At 70.8% G+C, this 17,222-nt stretch carries 19 protein-coding genes and 1 pseudogene; 12 read left to right on the top strand and 8 right to left on the bottom strand.

What is annotated here, in order from left to right; all coding sequences use genetic code 11:
* Positions 1-298, bottom strand: a 298-nt coding sequence (locus JKV81_RS26255; RefSeq protein WP_202078082.1) for a transposase, incomplete at its 3' end; no start/stop codon positions are given.
* A 229-nt stretch (positions 299-527) separates the two neighbouring features.
* Between JKV81_RS26255 and JKV81_RS26250 the strand changes: the two genes are divergently transcribed.
* Complete coding sequence (locus JKV81_RS26250; RefSeq protein WP_202078079.1) at positions 528-935, top strand: hypothetical protein; 408 nt, start codon at positions 528-530, stop codon at positions 933-935.
* Between the two features lie 165 nt (positions 936-1,100).
* Here JKV81_RS26250 and miaA read toward each other — a convergent pair whose 3' ends face one another.
* Positions 1,101-2,039, bottom strand: coding sequence for a tRNA (adenosine(37)-N6)-dimethylallyltransferase MiaA (gene miaA / locus JKV81_RS26245; RefSeq protein ID WP_129265843.1), 939 nt, complete (start codon positions 2,037-2,039; stop codon positions 1,101-1,103).
* A gap of 205 nt (positions 2,040-2,244) precedes the next feature.
* Here miaA and JKV81_RS26240 point away from each other — a divergent pair, with 205 nt between their 5' ends.
* Positions 2,245-2,490 (top strand): antitoxin, encoded by a 246-nt coding sequence (locus tag JKV81_RS26240; protein WP_099176460.1) that lies wholly within the window; start codon positions 2,245-2,247, stop codon positions 2,488-2,490.
* Positions 2,491-2,573: 83 nt separating this feature from the next.
* Here the strand turns inward: JKV81_RS26240 and JKV81_RS26235 are convergent, their stop codons facing one another.
* On the bottom strand, positions 2,574-3,293 hold the full coding sequence (locus tag JKV81_RS26235) for a class III extradiol dioxygenase subunit B-like domain-containing protein (RefSeq protein WP_129265841.1): 720 nt from the start codon (positions 3,291-3,293) through the stop codon (positions 2,574-2,576).
* Between the two features lie 29 nt (positions 3,294-3,322).
* Positions 3,323-4,843: a tRNA (N6-isopentenyl adenosine(37)-C2)-methylthiotransferase MiaB gene (gene miaB, locus JKV81_RS26230; protein WP_202078077.1), complete on the bottom strand. Its 1,521-nt coding sequence runs from the start codon at positions 4,841-4,843 to the stop codon at positions 3,323-3,325.
* A gap of 99 nt (positions 4,844-4,942) precedes the next feature.
* On the opposite strand from miaB, the gene JKV81_RS26225 reads away from it, so the two are divergent.
* On the top strand, positions 4,943-5,941 hold the full coding sequence (locus JKV81_RS26225; protein WP_129265839.1) for a TAXI family TRAP transporter solute-binding subunit: 999 nt from the start codon (positions 4,943-4,945) through the stop codon (positions 5,939-5,941).
* A gap of 10 nt (positions 5,942-5,951) precedes the next feature.
* Here JKV81_RS26225 and JKV81_RS26220 read toward each other — a convergent pair whose 3' ends face one another.
* Both JKV81_RS26220 and JKV81_RS26215 read right to left on the bottom strand, forming a co-directional pair.
* Positions 5,952-7,346: a sensor histidine kinase gene (locus JKV81_RS26220; protein WP_129265837.1), complete on the bottom strand. Its 1,395-nt coding sequence runs from the start codon at positions 7,344-7,346 to the stop codon at positions 5,952-5,954.
* Between the two features lie 15 nt (positions 7,347-7,361).
* Positions 7,362-8,054 carry a response regulator transcription factor gene (locus JKV81_RS26215; protein WP_124275015.1) on the bottom strand — a complete coding sequence of 231 codons (693 nt, stop codon included), beginning with the start codon at positions 8,052-8,054 and terminating at the stop codon, positions 7,362-7,364.
* Positions 8,055-8,397: 343 nt separating this feature from the next.
* Here JKV81_RS26215 and JKV81_RS26210 point away from each other — a divergent pair, with 343 nt between their 5' ends.
* From JKV81_RS26210 to JKV81_RS26175, 9 genes are all read left to right on the top strand, one after another.
* The gene (locus JKV81_RS26210; RefSeq protein ID WP_124275014.1) at positions 8,398-9,183 is read left to right on the top strand and encodes an amino acid ABC transporter ATP-binding protein; all 786 of its coding nucleotides are present in this window, start codon (positions 8,398-8,400) and stop codon (positions 9,181-9,183) included.
* A gap of 32 nt (positions 9,184-9,215) precedes the next feature.
* Complete coding sequence (locus tag JKV81_RS26205) at positions 9,216-10,139, top strand: glutamate ABC transporter substrate-binding protein (protein WP_124275013.1); 924 nt, start codon at positions 9,216-9,218, stop codon at positions 10,137-10,139.
* Positions 10,140-10,294: 155 nt separating this feature from the next.
* Positions 10,295-10,942 carry an amino acid ABC transporter permease gene (locus JKV81_RS26200; RefSeq protein ID WP_124275012.1) on the top strand — a complete coding sequence of 216 codons (648 nt, stop codon included), beginning with the start codon at positions 10,295-10,297 and terminating at the stop codon, positions 10,940-10,942.
* Entirely contained in the window at positions 10,939-11,907 is a 969-nt protein-coding gene (locus tag JKV81_RS26195) for an amino acid ABC transporter permease (protein WP_129265835.1), read from the top strand. The genes JKV81_RS26200 and JKV81_RS26195 overlap by 4 nt, the downstream gene beginning before the upstream one ends.
* A gap of 299 nt (positions 11,908-12,206) precedes the next feature.
* On the top strand, positions 12,207-13,841 hold the full coding sequence (locus tag JKV81_RS26190) for an FAD-dependent monooxygenase (protein WP_129265833.1): 1,635 nt from the start codon (positions 12,207-12,209) through the stop codon (positions 13,839-13,841).
* Positions 13,842-13,873: 32 nt separating this feature from the next.
* On the top strand, positions 13,874-13,960 hold the full coding sequence (locus JKV81_RS36865) for a putative leader peptide (RefSeq protein WP_311605579.1): 87 nt from the start codon (positions 13,874-13,876) through the stop codon (positions 13,958-13,960).
* Positions 13,961-14,217: 257 nt separating this feature from the next.
* Positions 14,218-14,700 (top strand): cupin domain-containing protein, encoded by a 483-nt coding sequence (locus JKV81_RS26185; protein ID WP_261988324.1) that lies wholly within the window; start codon positions 14,218-14,220, stop codon positions 14,698-14,700.
* A complete protein-coding gene (locus JKV81_RS26180; protein WP_129265829.1) occupies positions 14,697-15,128 on the top strand; it encodes a rhodanese-like domain-containing protein in 432 nt (143 codons plus the stop codon). Before JKV81_RS26185 ends, JKV81_RS26180 begins: the two co-directional genes overlap by 4 nt.
* 254 nt (positions 15,129-15,382) lie before the next feature.
* The gene (locus JKV81_RS26175) at positions 15,383-16,081 is read left to right on the top strand and encodes a DUF6197 family protein (RefSeq protein ID WP_202078075.1); all 699 of its coding nucleotides are present in this window, start codon (positions 15,383-15,385) and stop codon (positions 16,079-16,081) included.
* A gap of 257 nt (positions 16,082-16,338) precedes the next feature.
* On the opposite strand, the gene recX is transcribed toward JKV81_RS26175, so the two are convergent.
* On the bottom strand, positions 16,339-17,031 hold the full coding sequence (gene recX, locus JKV81_RS26170; protein WP_129265825.1) for a recombination regulator RecX: 693 nt from the start codon (positions 17,029-17,031) through the stop codon (positions 16,339-16,341).
* Between the two features lie 3 nt (positions 17,032-17,034).
* A pseudogene (locus tag JKV81_RS26165) lies at positions 17,035-17,222 on the bottom strand (recombinase RecA); the annotation flags it as partial.

Below are 17,222 nucleotides of genomic sequence, written 5' to 3'. Positions count from 1 at the left end.
GCAGGCCGGCGTCGTCCAGGCGGTGCAGGATCTCTTCGTGCAGCTGGCCCCAGACACCCGCTCTCGACCAGATCAGGAACCTGCGGTGGGCCGTCGACTTCGATATCCCGAAGCACGGCGGCAGCGCCCGCCAAGCACATCCGCTGACCAGAACGTAGATGATCGCGGCGAACAGCGTCTCATCAGCCGTGTCCTGCGTCCCGCCGCCCTGCGGCCGTACCTTCGACGGCGGGATCAGCGGCTCCGCGATCTCCCACAGCCCGTCAGGAACAATCCAACTCCACGTACCCCGCCCCATGACGAGCTCAACGAGCCAACCCCCACATAGGACACGGTCTTAGCCAAATGAAAGTCGTCGCTACGCCAGCATTTCACGTCATGCGATCAGGCCGTCATGGCCCCGATCTAGGGTTTACGCAGGTCAGACGCCTGCTGCTGGTCAGCAGGCCAGCAAAAGGTCAGCAATAACCCCAGGTCAGCCCCCGATTACGGTCACGACCGAACTCGGCGAAGGGGCCGCAACAATCATGTCGAACAAGCTTGCGCGGGGCATGGGCAGCTTCTTCAAGCCCTGCGCGTGTCGCCGCCCGTCAGGCTGCCCGCACCTCTACACGATCCGATTCCGCAACATCCGGGACAGGCAGGCCGAGGAGTCCGGCTTCCCCACCCAGGACGCCGCCATCGAGCGCCTGACCGAGCTCTCCACGGCTCGCAAGACCACTCCCCGGAGCATCGCCGAACAGCAGGAGACGCTCGGCGAGATGGCCTTCGAGGAGTACGCGAAGGCGTGGTTCGCCCGCAGGCGTGGTCTCATCGGCAGCACGAGGGCCTCGACCGAGTCCCGGATGCGCACCCACGCCCATCCGGAGATCGGCTCGCGGAAGATGCACGCACCTTCGACAGCTTCGTGGTGGAACGCTTCATCACCGCCATGAACGCAGCAACGTCGGCGCCGCAACTCAGGCGCAGGTCTTCCTGCGGGTGAAAGGCATCCTCAAGGACGCGCACCGGCGATGAAGCCCCGCAACCCAGGATTCTCTCTGACCTGCGTCGATGCAGCACTGAGGGTTCCGGCTACACGTCGTTCTCCTGTCATGCGATCAGGCTGTAACCGCTCGTTCGACCAACGCCAGCGCCCGGTGCGGGAGTTCTCCGCGGTCTCCCTCGGCGCCACTCAGCCACCGGACGCGCGGGTCGCGCCGGAACCACGAGTCCTGCCGGCGCGCGAAGCGTTTGGTGGCGCGTACGGTCTCCGCGCGGGCCTCGTCCTCGGTGCACTCCCCCGCGAGCGCCGCGAGCACCTGCTGGTAGCCCAGCGCCCGCGAGGCGGTGCGTCCCTCGCGCAGCCCCAGGGTCTCCAGGCCGCGCACCTCGTCCACGAGCCCGGCCTCCCACATCCGGTCCACACGGGTGCGGATCCGTTCGTCGAGTTCGGGGCGTCCGACGTCGACACCGATCTGCAGGGCGTCGTAGACCGCTTCCCCGGTGGGGAGGTTGGCCGTGAAGGGCTTGCCGGTGATCTCGATGACCTCCAGGGCGCGGACGATCCTGCGGCCGTTGCCGGCCAGGATGGCGCGGGCCGCCTCGGGGTCCGCGGCGGCGAGCCGGGCGTGCAGGGCGCCGGAGCCGTGCTCCGTGAGCTCCTGTTCGAGCCTGGCCCGTACGGCGGGGTCGGTGCCGGGGAAGTCGAGGGCGTCGATGGCGCCCTTCACATAGAGACCCGAACCGCCCACCAGGACGGGGGTACGCCCTTCGGCCAGCAGCCGGTCGATCTCGGCCCGGGCGAGCCTCTGGTACTCGGCGACGCTGGCGGCCTCGGTGACGTCCCAGATGTCCAGGAGGTGGTGCGGAACGCCGTCGCGCTCCGGGAGAGTCAGCTTCGCCGTGCCGATGTCCATGCCCCGGTAGAGCTGCATGGAGTCGGCGTTGACCACTTCACCACCGAGCTGCTGGGCGAGGAACACTCCCAGGTCGGACTTTCCGGCGGCGGTGGGACCGACGACGGTGATGACGCGGGGGGTGGGAGCGGGTCTTCTCACCGGGACAGTCTCCCAAACTTCGGGGGTGCCTCGGACCGTGGAGGACCGCCGGGGACCGGAGAGCGGCACAGACGCCCGGAGAAGCCTTGAGGAGGCCCGGTGGAGACCCGGAGGGGAACGGGTACGGGCAGACACGGCGAGTAACGCGAGTTTGCTCACAGACGGGTAAAATGTGACCACAGTCCCCCAGCACGGAAGGTGACCCATGGGTTTCCTGGACAACCTGAAGGCCAAGCTGGCCCCGGCCAAGGAGAAGGTCGGCGACCTCGCGCAGCAGCACGGGGGCAAGATCGACCAGGGCCTCGACAAGGCCGCCCGTACGGTCGACCAGAAGACCAAGGGCAAGTACAGCGACAAGATCGTGTCCGGCACGCAGAAGGCCAAGGACGCGGTCGACCGTCTGGGCCAGAAGAACGAGGGCGGCACACCGCCGCCCCCGCCCGCGCACTGACCCGGGCACCGGAGCGACCGAGGGCCGTGGAGCGACGTTGCTCCACGGCCCTCATCCGTGCCGGTGCGGGGTGTGCGACGGGGTCACGACCAGGCGGCGACGACGTACCCCACGCCGTACGGGGCGTCCTCGTACAGCAGCCGCCCGCCGAGGCCCGCGCCCTGCGCCGCGCCCGCGAGCACCTGCCAGGGCGCCCGGCCCGCCGCCTTCAGTTCGTACGCCAGCGACTCGTCCAGGGCGCTCAGCGCGGCCACGTCCGCGTCGCCCAGGGCGCGGGCCGCCGCCGCGTCGAAGTCCACCGCCCGCTCGTCCAGATAGCCGGGCGCCTTGACCGTACGGCAGGCGCTGCCGTCGCCCATGACCAGCAGGGCCACCCGCTCCGCCCCGGCCGCGAGGTCCGCCCCGGCGCGCAGGCAGCGGTCGGTGGTGAGCGGCTCCCCCACGCCGAGCCCTTCGACCGGGGCGCCGTCCCACCGGGTGCGGCCCAGCAGCCAGGCGCCGACGGCGAGGGAGGCGGGAAGGGCCCGCTGCGGTGCGGGGGAACCGGCCGGCGCCTCACCCAGCCGCACGGCCAGGTCCACGCCGAACCCCGCGAAGGACCCGGCCGATCCCGGGGGGAAGGGGCCCCGGCCGTCCGGTTCGGCGGGGCCCACCACGATCAGCCGATCCGGTCGCGCGGCGGCGAGCACGCCCACCGCGTCGAGGCAGGCGTTCCTCGCGGCGTCGAGCTCGGGCCCGGCCCCCGCGGCCACCTCGGGGACCAGGAGCGGCGGGCAGGGGCAGACGGCGGCGGCGACAAGCATGCCGGTCAGCGTACTCAGACGGGCCGCCGTCAGTCGCAGCCGCACCCCGGGGTGGCGGCCACGGGCAGCGGGGCGGGCGCGCCGATCCCGGGCAGTCCCAGCATCACTCCGGCGGGCCGGGCGGCGGGAGCGGCGTTGCGCTTCTCCCAGGCGTCCCCCGAACGTGTGCGCCGGACGCCCAGGGGCGTGCCCTCGGCGAGCAGGTGGTGCGGGGCGGCGTAGCTGATCTCGACGGTCACCACGTCGCCGGGGCGCACGTCCTGGGAGGGCTTGGTGAAGTGGACCAGGCGGTTGTCGGGGGCGCGGCCGGAGAGCCGGTGGGTGGCGCCGTCCTTGCGGCCCTCGCCCTCGGCGACCATGACGTCCAGGGTGCGGCCGACCTGCTTCTTGTTCTCCTCCCAGGAGATCTCCTCCTGGAGGGCGGACAGGCGCATGTAGCGCTCCTGGACGACCTCCTTGGGGATCTGTCCCTCCATGTCGGCGGCGGGTGTCCCGGGGCGCTTGGAGTACTGGAAGGTGAAGGCGTTCGCGAAGCGGGCCTCGCGCACGGCGTGCATGGTCTGCTCGAAGTCCTCCTCGGTCTCCCCGGGGAAGCCGACGATGATGTCGGTCGAGATGGCGGCGTCCGGCATGGCGGCGCGCACCTTCTCGATGATCCCCAGGAAGCGCTCCTGGCGGTACGAGCGGCGCATGGCCTTGAGGATCGTGTCCGACCCGGACTGCATCGGCATGTGCAGCTGGGGCATCACGTTCGGGGTCTCGGCCATCGCCGCGATCACGTCGTCGGTGAAGTCGCGCGGGTGGGGCGAGGTGAAGCGGACGCGTTCCAGGCCGTCGATCGTGCCGCAGGCCCGCAGCAGCTTGGAGAAGGCCTCGCGGTCGCCGATGTCGGAACCGTAGGCGTTGACGTTCTGGCCGAGCAGCGTGATCTCGCTGACCCCCTCGGCGACCAGGGCCTCGATCTCGGCCAGGATGTCGCCGGTGCGGCGGTCCTTCTCCTTGCCGCGGAGCGCGGGGACGATGCAGAAGGTGCAGGTGTTGTTGCAGCCCACGGAGATCGACACCCACGCGGCGTACGCCGACTCGCGGCGGGTGGGCAGCGTGGAGGGGAACGCCTCCAGGGACTCCGCGATCTCGACCTGCGCCTCCTCCTGCACCCGGGCGCGCTCCAGGAGCACCGGCAGCTTGCCGATGTTGTGCGTACCGAAGACGACGTCGACCCAGGGGGCGCGCCGCACGATGGTGTCGCGGTCCTTCTGTGCCAGACAGCCGCCGACGGCGATCTGCATCCCGGGGCGCTTCGTCTTCATCGGGGCGAGGCGGCCGAGATTGCCGTACAGCTTGTTGTCGGCGTTCTCACGCACCGCGCAGGTGTTGAAGACGACGACATCGGCGTCACCGTCGGAGCCCTCAGGGGCGCGCACGTAACCGGCGTCCTCCAGCAGCCCCGACAAGCGTTCGGAGTCGTGGACGTTCATCTGGCACCCGTAAGTGCGTACCTCGTAGCTCTTCTGGACGTCCACTGCTTCGCTCCGGTTGCCGCTGGTCATGGGACAAGGGTAGGCGGTGGCGGCGCCTCTCCCGCCGCCGGAGCCCGCGCTCCCGGTCCGGCCTGGCCAGGACGGGGCGCGGCCTGGCAGGATCGCGCCATGCTGCACGCACTGTCCCGGTTCGGCCGGCGACGCACCCTTCAGGGGGGCGCCGCCGCCGTGGTCGTGCTCGGACTGCTGCTGTGGTGGGTGCTCCCGCTCGGAGGCGGGGAGCCGAGCGGTTCGCTCACGTTCTCCACCGGCGTACGGAGCGGGGTCTACCAGCGCTACGGGCAGCGGCTGGAGGGTGCGCTGGCCAAGGACATGCCGAAGGTGTCGATACGGCTGCGGACCAGCGAGGGCTCCCAGCAGAACATCGAACGGGTCGCGACGGGCAAGGCCGACTTCACCATCGCCACCGCCGACGCGGTCGCCACCTATCTGCAGAGCGGGAAACCGGGCGCCGGCCGGCTGCGCGGCTGCGTGCGGCTGTACGACGACTACATCCAGCTGGTGGTGCCCCGGGACTCCGGGATCCGCGAGGTCGCCGATCTGCGGGGCAAGCGGGTGGGTGTGGGACAGAAGGGGTCGGGCGTGCTCCTCGTCGCGGACCGGCTGATGCGGGCGGCGGGAGTCGATCCGGCCGCGGACATCACTCCCGTGCAGGCGGGGATCGACACGATGCCGGAGAGGCTGGCAGACGGCCGTCTCGACGCGTTCTTCTGGTCCGGCGGGCTGCCGACCGCAGCCGTGCAGAGCCTCTCGGAGAAGTTCGCGATCCGGCTGGTGCCGCTGGAGGACGCGCTGGTCACCGAGCTCCAGGCCGTCGGCGGGTCCACGCGCTACTACCGCTCGGCCGTGATGCCGGCCGACGCCTACCCGCAGGCGCAGCAGGGAGAGGCCGTGCCGACGGTCGCGGTGTCGAATCTGCTGATCACCACGGACCGTACGGATCCGCTGACGACCGAGGCGTTCACCCGGACCGTGATCGACAGCCGGGACCGGATCGGCCGCGAGGTGCACTCCGCGCAGCTGGTGGACCTGCGCACGGCCATCTACACCGATCCGCTGCCGCTGCACGAGGGCGCCAGGCGCTACTACCGCTCGGCCAAGCCCTGACCCGTGCGGCTCACGCGTGCGGGGGGTGGCGCGGCACGGTGACCGTCACCCGCAGGCCGTGCGGTTCGTGGGTCCCGTAACGGATCGACCCGCCGCCCGCCGCGAGCAGAGCGCGCGAGATGGACAGTCCGAGACCGGAGCCCTTGATGTTCTGGTGCCGTCCGCTGCGCCAGAAGCGGTCACCGACGCGCTCCAGCTCCTGTTCGGTCAGCCCAGGGCCTCGGTCGGCGACGACGACCGTGGCGCCCTCGCCCTCGGAGCCCGCCGTGACCCGGACCTCCTGGCCCTCGGGGGTGAACTTGAGCGCGTTGTCGATGACGGCGTCCAGCGCGCTGGAGAGGGCGATCGGGTCCGCCCAGCCGGTCACCGCCGGAGCCCCGTCCAGCGTCAGCCGTACGCCCTTCTCCTCGGCCAGCGGACGCCATGAGGCGACACGTTCACCGGCGAGCGCGGCGATGTCCGTGAGCTGGAGATCCGCCTCGGTGTGCTCGGCCAGGGCCAGGTCCAGCAGGTCGTCGAGGACCTGGGCGAGCCGCTTGCCCTCCGTGCGGACCGAGGCGATCTCCTCGTTGCCGTCGGGCAGTTCGAGGGCGAGGAGCTCGATCCGGAGCAGCAGCGCAGCCAGCGGGTTGCGCAACTGGTGCGAGGCGTCGGCGACGAAGGCACGCTGCTGCTCCAGCACGTCCTCGACGTTGTCGGCCATCTCGTTGAAGGAGCGGGCGAGCCTGCGGAGTTCCGGCGGCCCGCCGGAGGCGGCGACCCGGGACCTCATCCGGCCGCTGGCGATGTCGTGGGTCGCCGCGTCCAGGACCCTCACCGGCAGGAGCACCCATCCGGTGAGCCGGAACGCGGCACCGACCGCCACCAGCATGGCGAGGGCCTCGCCGAGGGCGATGAGCAGCCAGCCGCGCAGGGTCCGGGACCGCATGTCGCCGGTGGGCGAGTCGGTCACGACGACAGCGACGACGTCCCCGTCGCGTACGACCGGGGAGGCGACGACGATCCGGCCGTCCTGCCAGGGCCAGACCTGGGACGGGTCGTGGGAGCGGCGGCCGAGGAGCGCCTCCTTGAACGCCTCCCGGCCCTCTCCCTCGGCGGGCAGGGTCCAGGACCCGGGGGCCTTGGCGAGGGCTCTGTCGTCGCGGTAGAAGACCCCGGCCCGGATCCCGTACACCGAGTCGTACGCCTCGAGTTCGGTCTGCAGGATCCGCTGCCGTTCGTCGGTGGCGCGGACGGGTTCGTCGACGAACTGGGCGAGCGCGCCGAAGCGCGCCGTGTCGTCGATGCGGTCGATGACGACCCGCTGCTGTTCGGCGGCGGCCACCCGCACGGCCAGCGGGAAGCCGAGGGCGAGCAGCACAGCGGCCATCAGGACGATGAGCAGGGGGAGCAGCCTGGTACGCACGGGGAGCGGACGTCCTCAGGCCGACGGGGGGACGAGGCGGTAGCCGACGCCTCGCACGGTCTCGACCAGTGCGGGGAGCCGCAGCTTGGAGCGGAGGGAGGCGACGTGCACCTCCAGGGTGCGTCCCGTGCCCTCCCAGCTCGTCCGCCACACCTCGCTGATGATCTGCTCCCGGCGGAAGACCACGCCGGGTCGCTGCGCGAGGAGGGCGAGCAGGTCGAACTCCTTGCGGGTGAGCTGGACCTCGTTGCCGTCGACACTGACCCTGCGGGTGGGCAGCTCGATGTGGACCGGGCCGAGCCGCAGGGCCGCGAGCGGGGTCGCTCCGGTGTCCTCCACGGCCGATCCGCGCCGGGCGACGGCGTGGATACGGGCCAGCAGCTCACCGGTGTCGTACGGCTTCACGACGTAGTCGTCGGCGCCGAGGTTGAGGCCGTGGATCCGCGAGCGGACGTCGGACCGCGCGGTCACCATGATCACCGGGATCGCCGAGCGCTTGCGGATCTTGCCGCACACCTCGTAGCCGTCCTGGTCGGGCAGCCCGAGGTCCAGGAGGACGACGCCGAAGGGCTCCTTGTCGGCCGGCAGCAGGGCCTGCAGGGCCTCCTCGCCGCTGCGGGCGTGCACGATCCGGAAGCCGTGGCGCGAGAGCACGGCGGACAGGGCAGCCGCCACGTGGTCGTCGTCCTCGACGAGCAGCAGTCTCATGGCCCCCCTCTCCACTCTTCTCATGGCCTGACGACCGGGGACCGTGCGTGACGATCCACCGGTGTTCCGCCGGGCGATCGATTCCGTACCTCGGCGGTGCACGTGATTCCCGTACCAGGGCATCCACGCCGATGACGGGTACGTCAGTCAAGCCCCCGCCGGTTACCACCAGGTTTCCGTTACCCACCCGGTACGCCGCCGAGCGCCCTGTGGCGTCCCCTTCACGCGGAGTGTCCGGTTGCGGCCGGATCGTTATGCTCAATTTCCGCTCAGATGTAATGACGCTGGTAGCACTGCGTCACTAGGGTCCTTGCCTAACCGAGGAGGACGGAGCAAGAAGCCGATGAGCGGAGTTTCAGTGACCAAGGCCGCCGAGGATGCCGCACCTGCGGGAGACGACCTTGTCGTACTGAGCAACGTCAACAAGCACTTCGGCGCGCTGCATGTGCTCCAGGACATCGATCTGACCATCGCCCGTGGCGAGGTCGTCGTAGTCATCGGGCCCTCCGGGTCCGGGAAGTCCACGCTGTGCCGCACGATCAACCGCTTGGAGACGGTCGACTCGGGTGCGATCGCGATCGACGGCAAGCCCCTGCCCCAGGAGGGCAAGGAGCTGGCGAGGCTGCGTGCCGATGTCGGCATGGTCTTCCAGTCGTTCAATCTCTTCGCACACAAGACGGTGCTCGAGAACGTGATGCTGGGCCAGGTCAAGGTCCGCGGGACGGACAAGAAGGCCGCCGAGGAGAAGGCCCGGAAGCTGCTCGATCGCGTGGGGGTGGGCGTGCAGGCGGACAAGTACCCGGCGCAGCTCTCGGGCGGTCAGCAGCAGCGCGTCGCGATCGCGCGTGCGCTGGCGATGGACCCCAAGGTCATGCTCTTCGACGAGCCCACGTCGGCTCTCGACCCGGAGATGATCAACGAGGTGCTCGAGGTCATGCAGCAGCTGGCCCGGGAGGGGATGACCATGGTCGTCGTCACCCACGAGATGGGATTCGCCCGCTCGGCCGCCAACCGCGTGGTCTTCATGGCGGACGGGAAGATCGTCGAAGAGGCGACGCCCGACCAGTTCTTCAGCAATCCGCGCAGCGACCGGGCCAAGGACTTCCTGTCGAAGATTCTTCACCACTGATACCGACGACCTACGACATGAGGATTGTTCACATGAAGCTCCGCAAGTCGGCCGCCGTTGCGGCCATCGCTGTGCTCGCCCTGACCGCGACCGCGTGCGGCGGCAAGGAGGGCTCGGCCGGCGACAAGCCGTCGGGCGTCAAGCCCGGTTCGTCCGAGGCCCCCGAGCTGCCGAAGTACACCGTGGCGACCGGTGTCGACCTCGACTCGCCGGCCTTCAAGGAGGCGAAGAAGCGCGGCAAGCTGGTCATCGGCGCCAAGGCCGACCAGCCGTACCTCGGCTTCGAGGACCAGTCGACGAAGGAGCGCTCCGGCTTCGACGTCGAGATCGCCAGGATGATCGCGGCCGACCTGGGCTTCTCGGAGAAGCAGATCGAGTGGAAGACGGTCGACTCCGGCATCCGTGAGACGGCCATCTCCAAGGGCCAGGTCGACTACTTCGTCGGCACGTACACGATCAACGACGAGCGCAAGAAGCAGGTCGGCTTCGCGGGCCCGTACTACAAGGCCGGCGCGGACCTGCTGGTGCGCAAGGACGAGACCTCCATCACCGGCAAGGAGTCGGTGAAGGACAAGAAGGTCTGCTCGATCGTGGGTTCCACCCCGCTCCAGGAGATCAAGAAGCCCGAGTACGGCGCGAAGGTCGTCGAGCTGGCGAAGTACTCGGACTGCGTCCAGCAGCTCCTGACCAAGCAGGTCGACGCCGTCACCACCGACGACTCGATCCTCAAGGGGTACGCCGCCGCCAACTCCGGCAAGCTCAAGGTCGTCGGCAAGCCGTTCACCGACGAGCCCTACGGTGTCGGCCTGAACAAGGACGACAAGGTGCTCCGCGAGGCGATCAACAAGTCGCTGGAGACCCACGTCAAGGACGGCACGTACAAGAAGATCTACGAGGCCACGCTGGGCCTGTCCGGTTCGGACTACACCGAGCCGCCGGCCATCGAGCGCTACTGACGCAGCCTCGTCGCTGACGTCCCTTCACTGACGTCCTGTCACTGACGCCACACATGTGAGTGAGGCGTCCCGTACGCCGCCGTTACCGATCACGGCGGCGTACGGGGCGCCGCTTCCCCTGCCCTGATGCCGCTGACCGCCGACGCGGAGACCCCATGAACGTATTGCTCGACAACTTCCCGGAATACCGCGACGGCTTCATAGGCACCGTGTCGATCACCGCCATCAGCTCGGTCATCGCCCTGGTCCTCGGTGTCGCGATAGCCGGCTTCCGTGTGTCGCCCGTGCCCCCGCTGCGCTACTTCGGCACCGCCTGGGTGACCCTGCTGCGCAACACCCCGCTGACGCTGCTCTTCCTGATCTTCTTCTTCGTGGTGCCGGAGATCCTCTTCCCGGGCATGAGCCCCTTCCTGCTCGGCTCGCTGGCACTCGGCTTCTACACCTCCTCCTTCGTGTGCGAGGCGGTCCGCTCGGGCATCAACACCGTCCCCCTGGGGCAGGCCGAGGCCGCTCGCTCCATCGGTATGACGTTCGCCCAGACGCTGCGGATCGTGGTTCTCCCGCAGGCCACCAGGTCCGTCATCCCCCCGCTGAGCAGCATCTTCATCGCGCTCACCAAGAACTCGGCGATCGCCGGCGCCTTCAGCGTCACCGAACTCTTCGGGTGGCAGAAGCTCATGAGTGACCGGGGCTACGAGATCATGCCCGTCTTCATCTGGGTGGCCCTCGGCTACCTGGTCGTCACGTTCGCCATCAGCGGTCTCTTCCGTCTGCTGGAGCGCCGCATGGAGGTCGCCCGATGAGTGCCAGCGTTCTCTACGACGCCCCGGGTCCCAAGGCTGCCGTCCGCAACCGGATCTACGCCGTCGCCGGAAGCCTCGCCATCCTGGCCCTGATCGGGGTCAGCCTGATGCGGCTGTCCGACAAGGGGCACCTCGCCCCCGAGATGTGGGACATCTTCAACTACGCGGGCATCCGGCAGAACATCGCCGACGCCGTGCTCGCCACGCTGAAGGCCTTCGGCCTGGCCGCGGTCGGTTCGCTGATCCTCGGCGTCCTGCTCGCCGTCGGCCGCCTCTCCGACCACAAGCCGGTCCGCTGGACCGCCACCACGTTCATCGAACTCTTCCGTTCGATCCCGCTCCTGATCACCATCTACGCCATCTGGGTCGGCTTCCTCACCGACTACTCGATGTGGGCCCTGGCGCTCGGACTGTCCGTCTACAACGGCTGCGTCCAGGCCGAGGTGCTGCGCGCGGGCATCAACTCCGTGCCCAAGGGCCAGAGCGAGGCCGCCTACGCCCTCGGGATGAGCAAGACCCAGGTCATGGTCAGCGTGCTGATTCCGCAGGCGGTCCGCGCGATGCTGCCGACGATCATCAGCCAGCTGGTGGTGACCCTCAAGGACACCTCGCTCGGCTTCATCATCCTGTACCCGGAGCTGCTCCAGACCGCGCGTCTGATCGCCTCCAACACGCAGGTCAACAGCCAGTACCCGTACGTCTCGACGATCGCGGTCATCGGCACGATCTACGTGGCGATGTGTCTGCTCCTGTCGGCGCTGGCCACCTGGATCGAGAAGCGCGGCCGCCGGGCCAAGACCGGTATCGCGGTGGCCGCGGCCGCCGAGACCCCCGGAATCCTCCCCGTCGGCAGCCTCGCGGCGCCGCGCGCCGAGGACGGGCCGGCGGACGGGACCGACGCGAACGGTGCGGACGGTGCGGGCGGTGGGAACGACGCGAACGGCGGGGTTTCCAAGACGGACTGACGGACCGTAAGGTCCAGCCCTCTCGCAGGGGGGCACACACCGTTCCCCTTCTTGTTCCAGTTCCAGGACAGCCCCGCCGGTGCAATACCGGCGGGGCTGTCCTGTGGCACGGGAGCTGCATGGGTTGCGTGAGGCGGCAACGCGGGCGTCCCGCACCGCTGTCGCTTGACGACAGCACCGGCAGTGGGTTGCATTCGTTCTGTGATCGCGTCCCGAACCACCGCCGCCGCACCCTCCTCCTCACCTCCGGCCTCCGCAACCTCCACGGCCACTCCCACCGGCGCCGGAGGGTTCACACCGTGGACCCGGTGATCGTCGTCGGCGCCGGCCCGGTCGGGCTGGCGCTGTCGCTCGCCCTCGCGGCTCAGGGCGTACCCTCCGTCCTCCTCGACGAAGGGCCGGGGAAGGACGAACCGCGCCCCGCCCGCACCGTCGTGCTGCGCGAGGACACCGCGGATCTGGTGGAGCGGCTCGGCTGCCCGGCGCTCCATGACGAGGGGCTGCGGTGGGCCGGCTGGCGGTCGGTGCGGCGTAAGCAACTGGTGCGGGCCGTACCGCTGGGCGAGGAGGAGGGCACCGTTCCGCTGCCCTCGCCCGTCCATCTGCCCCAGCACGCCCTCACCGGCGGGCTGCGGGCCGCAGTCGCCGCGCACGACCTGGTCACCATGGTGCCGTTCAGCAGGATCGACACCCTGGAACAGGACGCGCACGGGGTCACGGTGCACACCCGCGAGCCCGGATCGACCTGGTGGCGCGGGAGTTACCTGGTGGGCTGCGACGGCGCGCGGTCCACCGTACGCAAGCTCCTCGACATCAGGTTCCCCGGCCGTACGGCGGTCGAGCGGCACGCCGTGGCGGCGCTCCGCGCCGAACTGCCCTGGCCGGGCGAGGCGGTGCTGCACCGGTCCCCGCCCTGGCGCACCGGCGGCGCCGAGGTCACCGCCCGGCCGCTGCCCGACGGCGTGTGGCGGCTGGACTGGCTCCTTCCGCCACGCGGCGAACTCGTCACCCCCGACGCCCTGATCACCAGGATCCGCGACACCCTGGAGGGCTGGTGCGGCGAGACGCCGGCCTACGAGCTGCTGGACACGGGCGTGTACACCCTGCACCACCGGCTGGCCAGGCGCTGGCGGTCCAAGCGTGCCTTCCTCGCCGGGGACGCCGCACACCTGCTGGGCGCACTCGGTACCCAGGGCCTGGACGAGGGCCTGCGGGACGCCGAGAACCTGGCCTGGAAGCTGGCGCAGGCCTGGCACCAGAGCGCCTCCGAGCTGCTGCTCGACAGCTACCAGGCCGAGCGCAGGGCTGCCGTCGCCGCACGGCTGCGCGCCGCCGACCAGTCGCTGCCGATACTGCGGGGCGGCGCGGGCCTCCGGACACTCGTCCCCGGTGCAGCGCGCGGGCACGACACGTTGCTGGCCGACGGCCATCTGGGATGCGGGCCCCTGGGTGCGCCCCCCGCGTACGCGCACTCCCCCCTTTCGCCCCGGCGCACCGAGGCGCACGCGTCGGTGGGGACAGCTCCCGGTGCGCCGGTGACCGATGTGCGCGTGACCGCTCCCGACGGGAAGACGGTACGGCTGCGCGACCGGCTGGGCCTGGGACACCTGCTGGTGATCCTGGTCGCACCGGGCACAGGGGTGTGGGACAGGCGCCACTGGCTGACCGCGGGTGTCATGCCGCGGCTCGTCGACGCGGTGGACTCGCTCCCCGTGAACGCCGAGCTGCTGGTGACCGAGAGCTACCCGGGGGCGACGGCTCACACGGTGCTGCTGGTCAGGCCGGACGGACATCTCGTCGCTGCCTTCAGCGGCGTGCGGCCGGCCGAGCTGTTCGCGGCGGCCGACGCGGCGCGCGGAGGTGGCGCGGACACGGCGCACGACGACCCGGCGCGCACTACCACGAGCTCCGACCGGACCGCGGACGTCAATTGACCGTCGCAGGCGCACATGGTGTACTCCAGATCATGACCGACACCGATGTGCGCCTGTGGCGGAGGGTCCATATGGACCTCGTCCGCTATGCGGGCTGCGTGTGTCGCCCGTCCTGCTGATTCGCCTCTCCCCGCACGCCGTGCTGTTTCCCGCGCGGCCGTGCTTCCACGCGAACTTCTCAGGACGGTCCCCTGTGTCTGCATCCTTCCCCTCCCTTCCTACGCCCGCGCCCGCGTCCGCGTCCGTCGTCGAAACAGGCCCGGTCGAAACGGGCCCCTCGGCCTCGGCTGCCTCGACCTCGGCCTCCGACAGCACGCGCACCCCGGTCCCGACCGACGTCCCGGCCCCGGAAGCCACCGACGCCCAGGCTCCGACCATCGCGGAACTGCTCGACTTCGTCCGCCGGACAGCTGAGGACGCCGAGCTCGTCGCCTCGCTCCCGCTCGACCCCGAGGGACGCACCTGGCTCAGGCTGGAGGGCCCCGGCGGCAGCGAGGCATGGCTGATCAGCTGGCCGCCCGGCACCGGCACGGGGTGGCACGACCACGCCGAGTCGACGGGGGCGTTCACCGTGGCGGCGGGGGCCCTCAGGGAACACTCGCTGGCCGCGCGGCTGCCCACCGCAGGCTGGACGACCCTCGAACTGAGCGAGGGCATCGACCGCGACCGCCACCTGGCGACCGGCCAGGGCAGGGCCTTCGGCCGGCACCACGTCCACGAGGTCCTCAACGAGTCCGGCCACGAGCACGCCATCTCGGTGCACGCGTACTACCCGCCCCTGCCGCAGATCCGCCGCTACAGCCGCACGGGAGCGGTCCTGCGCCTGGAGCAGACCGAGCGCCCGGAGGACTGGCAGTGAGCGACGGGGACAAGGGCGGCCAGGACGGTCAGGGCGGGGGCGGTCAGGGTCCGGTCGGCATCGACGAGCTGCTCGACCGGGTACGGGAGGGCTACGAGCGGGTCGGCCCCGACGAGGCCGCCGCAGCGGCTGCCGAAGGCGCACTGCTCGTCGACATCCGTTACGCGGCGCTGCGCGAGAAGGACGGCCTGATCCCCGGCGCCCTGATCATCGAGCGCAACGAGCTGGAATGGCGGCTCGATCCGCAAGGAAGCCACCGGGCACCACAAGCGGTGAGCCACGATCTGAGGGTCGTGGTGATCTGCAACGAGGGCTACGCGTCGAGCCTCGCGGTCGCCTCCCTGCGTCAGCTGGGACTGCACCGGGCCACGGACCTCACCGGCGGCTTCCAGGCCTGGCGCGCCGCCGGACTCCCGGTCACTCTCTGACCGCCCGCACCCCGCCCCACCAGCGCCCGGTCTCCTCGGCGGAGGCCCCTGACCTGCCCGTTGGACGAATGACCGGTGGCACCGCTGTCACCGGCCGTTTGCCCGCCGAGGGGACGAACGGCGCTGGGCCCAACGGCGCTGGACCGAATGGCGCTGCGCCCCACCCGAACGCTGCTCTGCGGTGGAGCAATCCCCGCGCGCGACGGACATTCACCTCATCACTGAGGACCTGAATGTACGGAGATGTCGCGCCGATGGAAACCGTTCAGCTCACCCCGGACCAGCTCGACGCACAGGCCTCCCGGCTCCATGACACCGACGCATGGCAGCGCATCGTCACAGGCTGGGAGCAGACAGCCCGGGAGCCCGCGTCCACGGCCTCTCCCGCCCCGGCGCCCCCCGCACCTCCGGCGTCACCCGCGCCCCCGGCATCCGTACCGGACCCCGGAACGCCGCAATCGCACCCGCACCCGCACCCGGCCGACTGGCGGGAGCTGCTGTCCGTGCCCGTCGACCGGCTCGTCGAGGACTCCCTGCGGGCCCTGCCTCCACGGCGGCCGCACGAACGCCCCCTCCCGGGACGCCTCGGCGCCGTACTCCCCGAGCGTCTGCACGCATGGCGCCGCATCGGACAGCCCGATGTGCGCCCATCCGTCCACCTCGGCTACGCGCGGCAGATCCTGACCGAGTGGGGCTGGCAGAACACGCCCTACCGCCTGCGCAACGCCCGTGGTGCGCGTTGCCTCTGCGGGGCCATGCTGACCGCCCACCGGCTCGGCTACGGGTCGCTCGATACCGTCGACCGTGCCGGCGCCTGGCTCATCACCGAGCTGCGCTCGCAGGGCTGGTCCGGCCTGATCGGTCCCTGGAACCGGCACCCGGGCCGCACCGCCGCCGACGCCCTGGCCCTGATCGACGCCACGATCCACCGGGCAGCCCTGGCAGGCCACTGAGCCCGGCCGCCACACCCCTGCCCCACTCCGGGGCCGGGGCTCGGTCTGCGGCGGTGGCCCCCTCCGCCACCGCCGCAGCGCCGTTCACATGGCCTGCGCGCTCATCCCACCGCTCGCCGTTTCCCCGCTCCCCGTACCGGACCCCCGCCGAGCGCCCCGCTCTCCCCCGCGCCCTCCGGTTGTGCGTTCCCCCGCCGGCCCCCGCTTCTCCCGGCTTGCTCCCCGGTCCAAGCCCCCGGGCCCGCCCCGGTCACCGATCAGAAGGGCTCGTCCAGCCCTTCCGTGTCCTCCCCCTCGGCCTCGATCGCCTGACGCACCACGCGCAGGGCCATCCCTTCGCCGTACCCTTTGCGCGCGAGCATCCCTGCCAGCCGGCGCAGGCGCTTGTCGCGGTCCAGCCCCCGGGTGGAGCGCAGTTTGCGGGCGACGAGCTCCCTGGCGGTCTCCTCCTCCTGTTCGGGATCGAGCTGCCCGACCGCCTCGTCGATCACCGTCGGGTCCACCCCCTTGGTGCGCAGCTCCCTCACCAGGGCACGCCGGGCAAGCCCTCTGCCGTGGTGCCGGGACTCGACCCAGGCGTCCGCGAACGCCGCATCGTTGATCAGTCCCACGTCCTCGAACCGCGAGAGGACTTCTTCCGCCGCCTCGTCGGGGATCTCCCGCTTGCGCAACGCGTCGGCCAGCTGCTTACGGGTGCGCGGGGTCCCGGTCAGCAGCCTGAGACAGATGTTGCGCGCCTGCTCGACCGGGTCTCGCGGTTCCCCCTTCTCGGCCCTCGACGAGGAAGGGGAACCGCTGCTTCTGGAACGGGAGCGGGAACGACGGCCCGCTCCCTCGCCGAACCCGGCCCCCCGACCGGGCTCCGGGGGACCCCCGGACGGTTCTGCGGCGTACTCGGGGCCGGGGTCCGCACCGGTGTCGGCACCCGGCCACTCCGTGCGTCGCGTCACGGCCTAGCTCTTGGCCGCTGCTGCCTTGGCGGGCTTGGCCTTGGTCGCGGGAGCCGGCACGGACTTGGCCGCTCCCTCTGCCGGGGCGCCTGCGGCGGCCGCGGCATCGGCGGCGGGCTCCGCCGCGGCATCCTCCGCACGGACACCGACGCCGAGCTTGTCGAGGATCTTCTTCTCGATCTCGTTGGCCA

This window comes from Streptomyces silvae (assembly GCF_016745505.1).
Classification (GTDB): Bacteria; Actinomycetota; Actinomycetes; order Streptomycetales; family Streptomycetaceae; genus Streptomyces; species Streptomyces silvae.
This window is presented reverse-complemented; position numbering and strand designations above follow the sequence as displayed.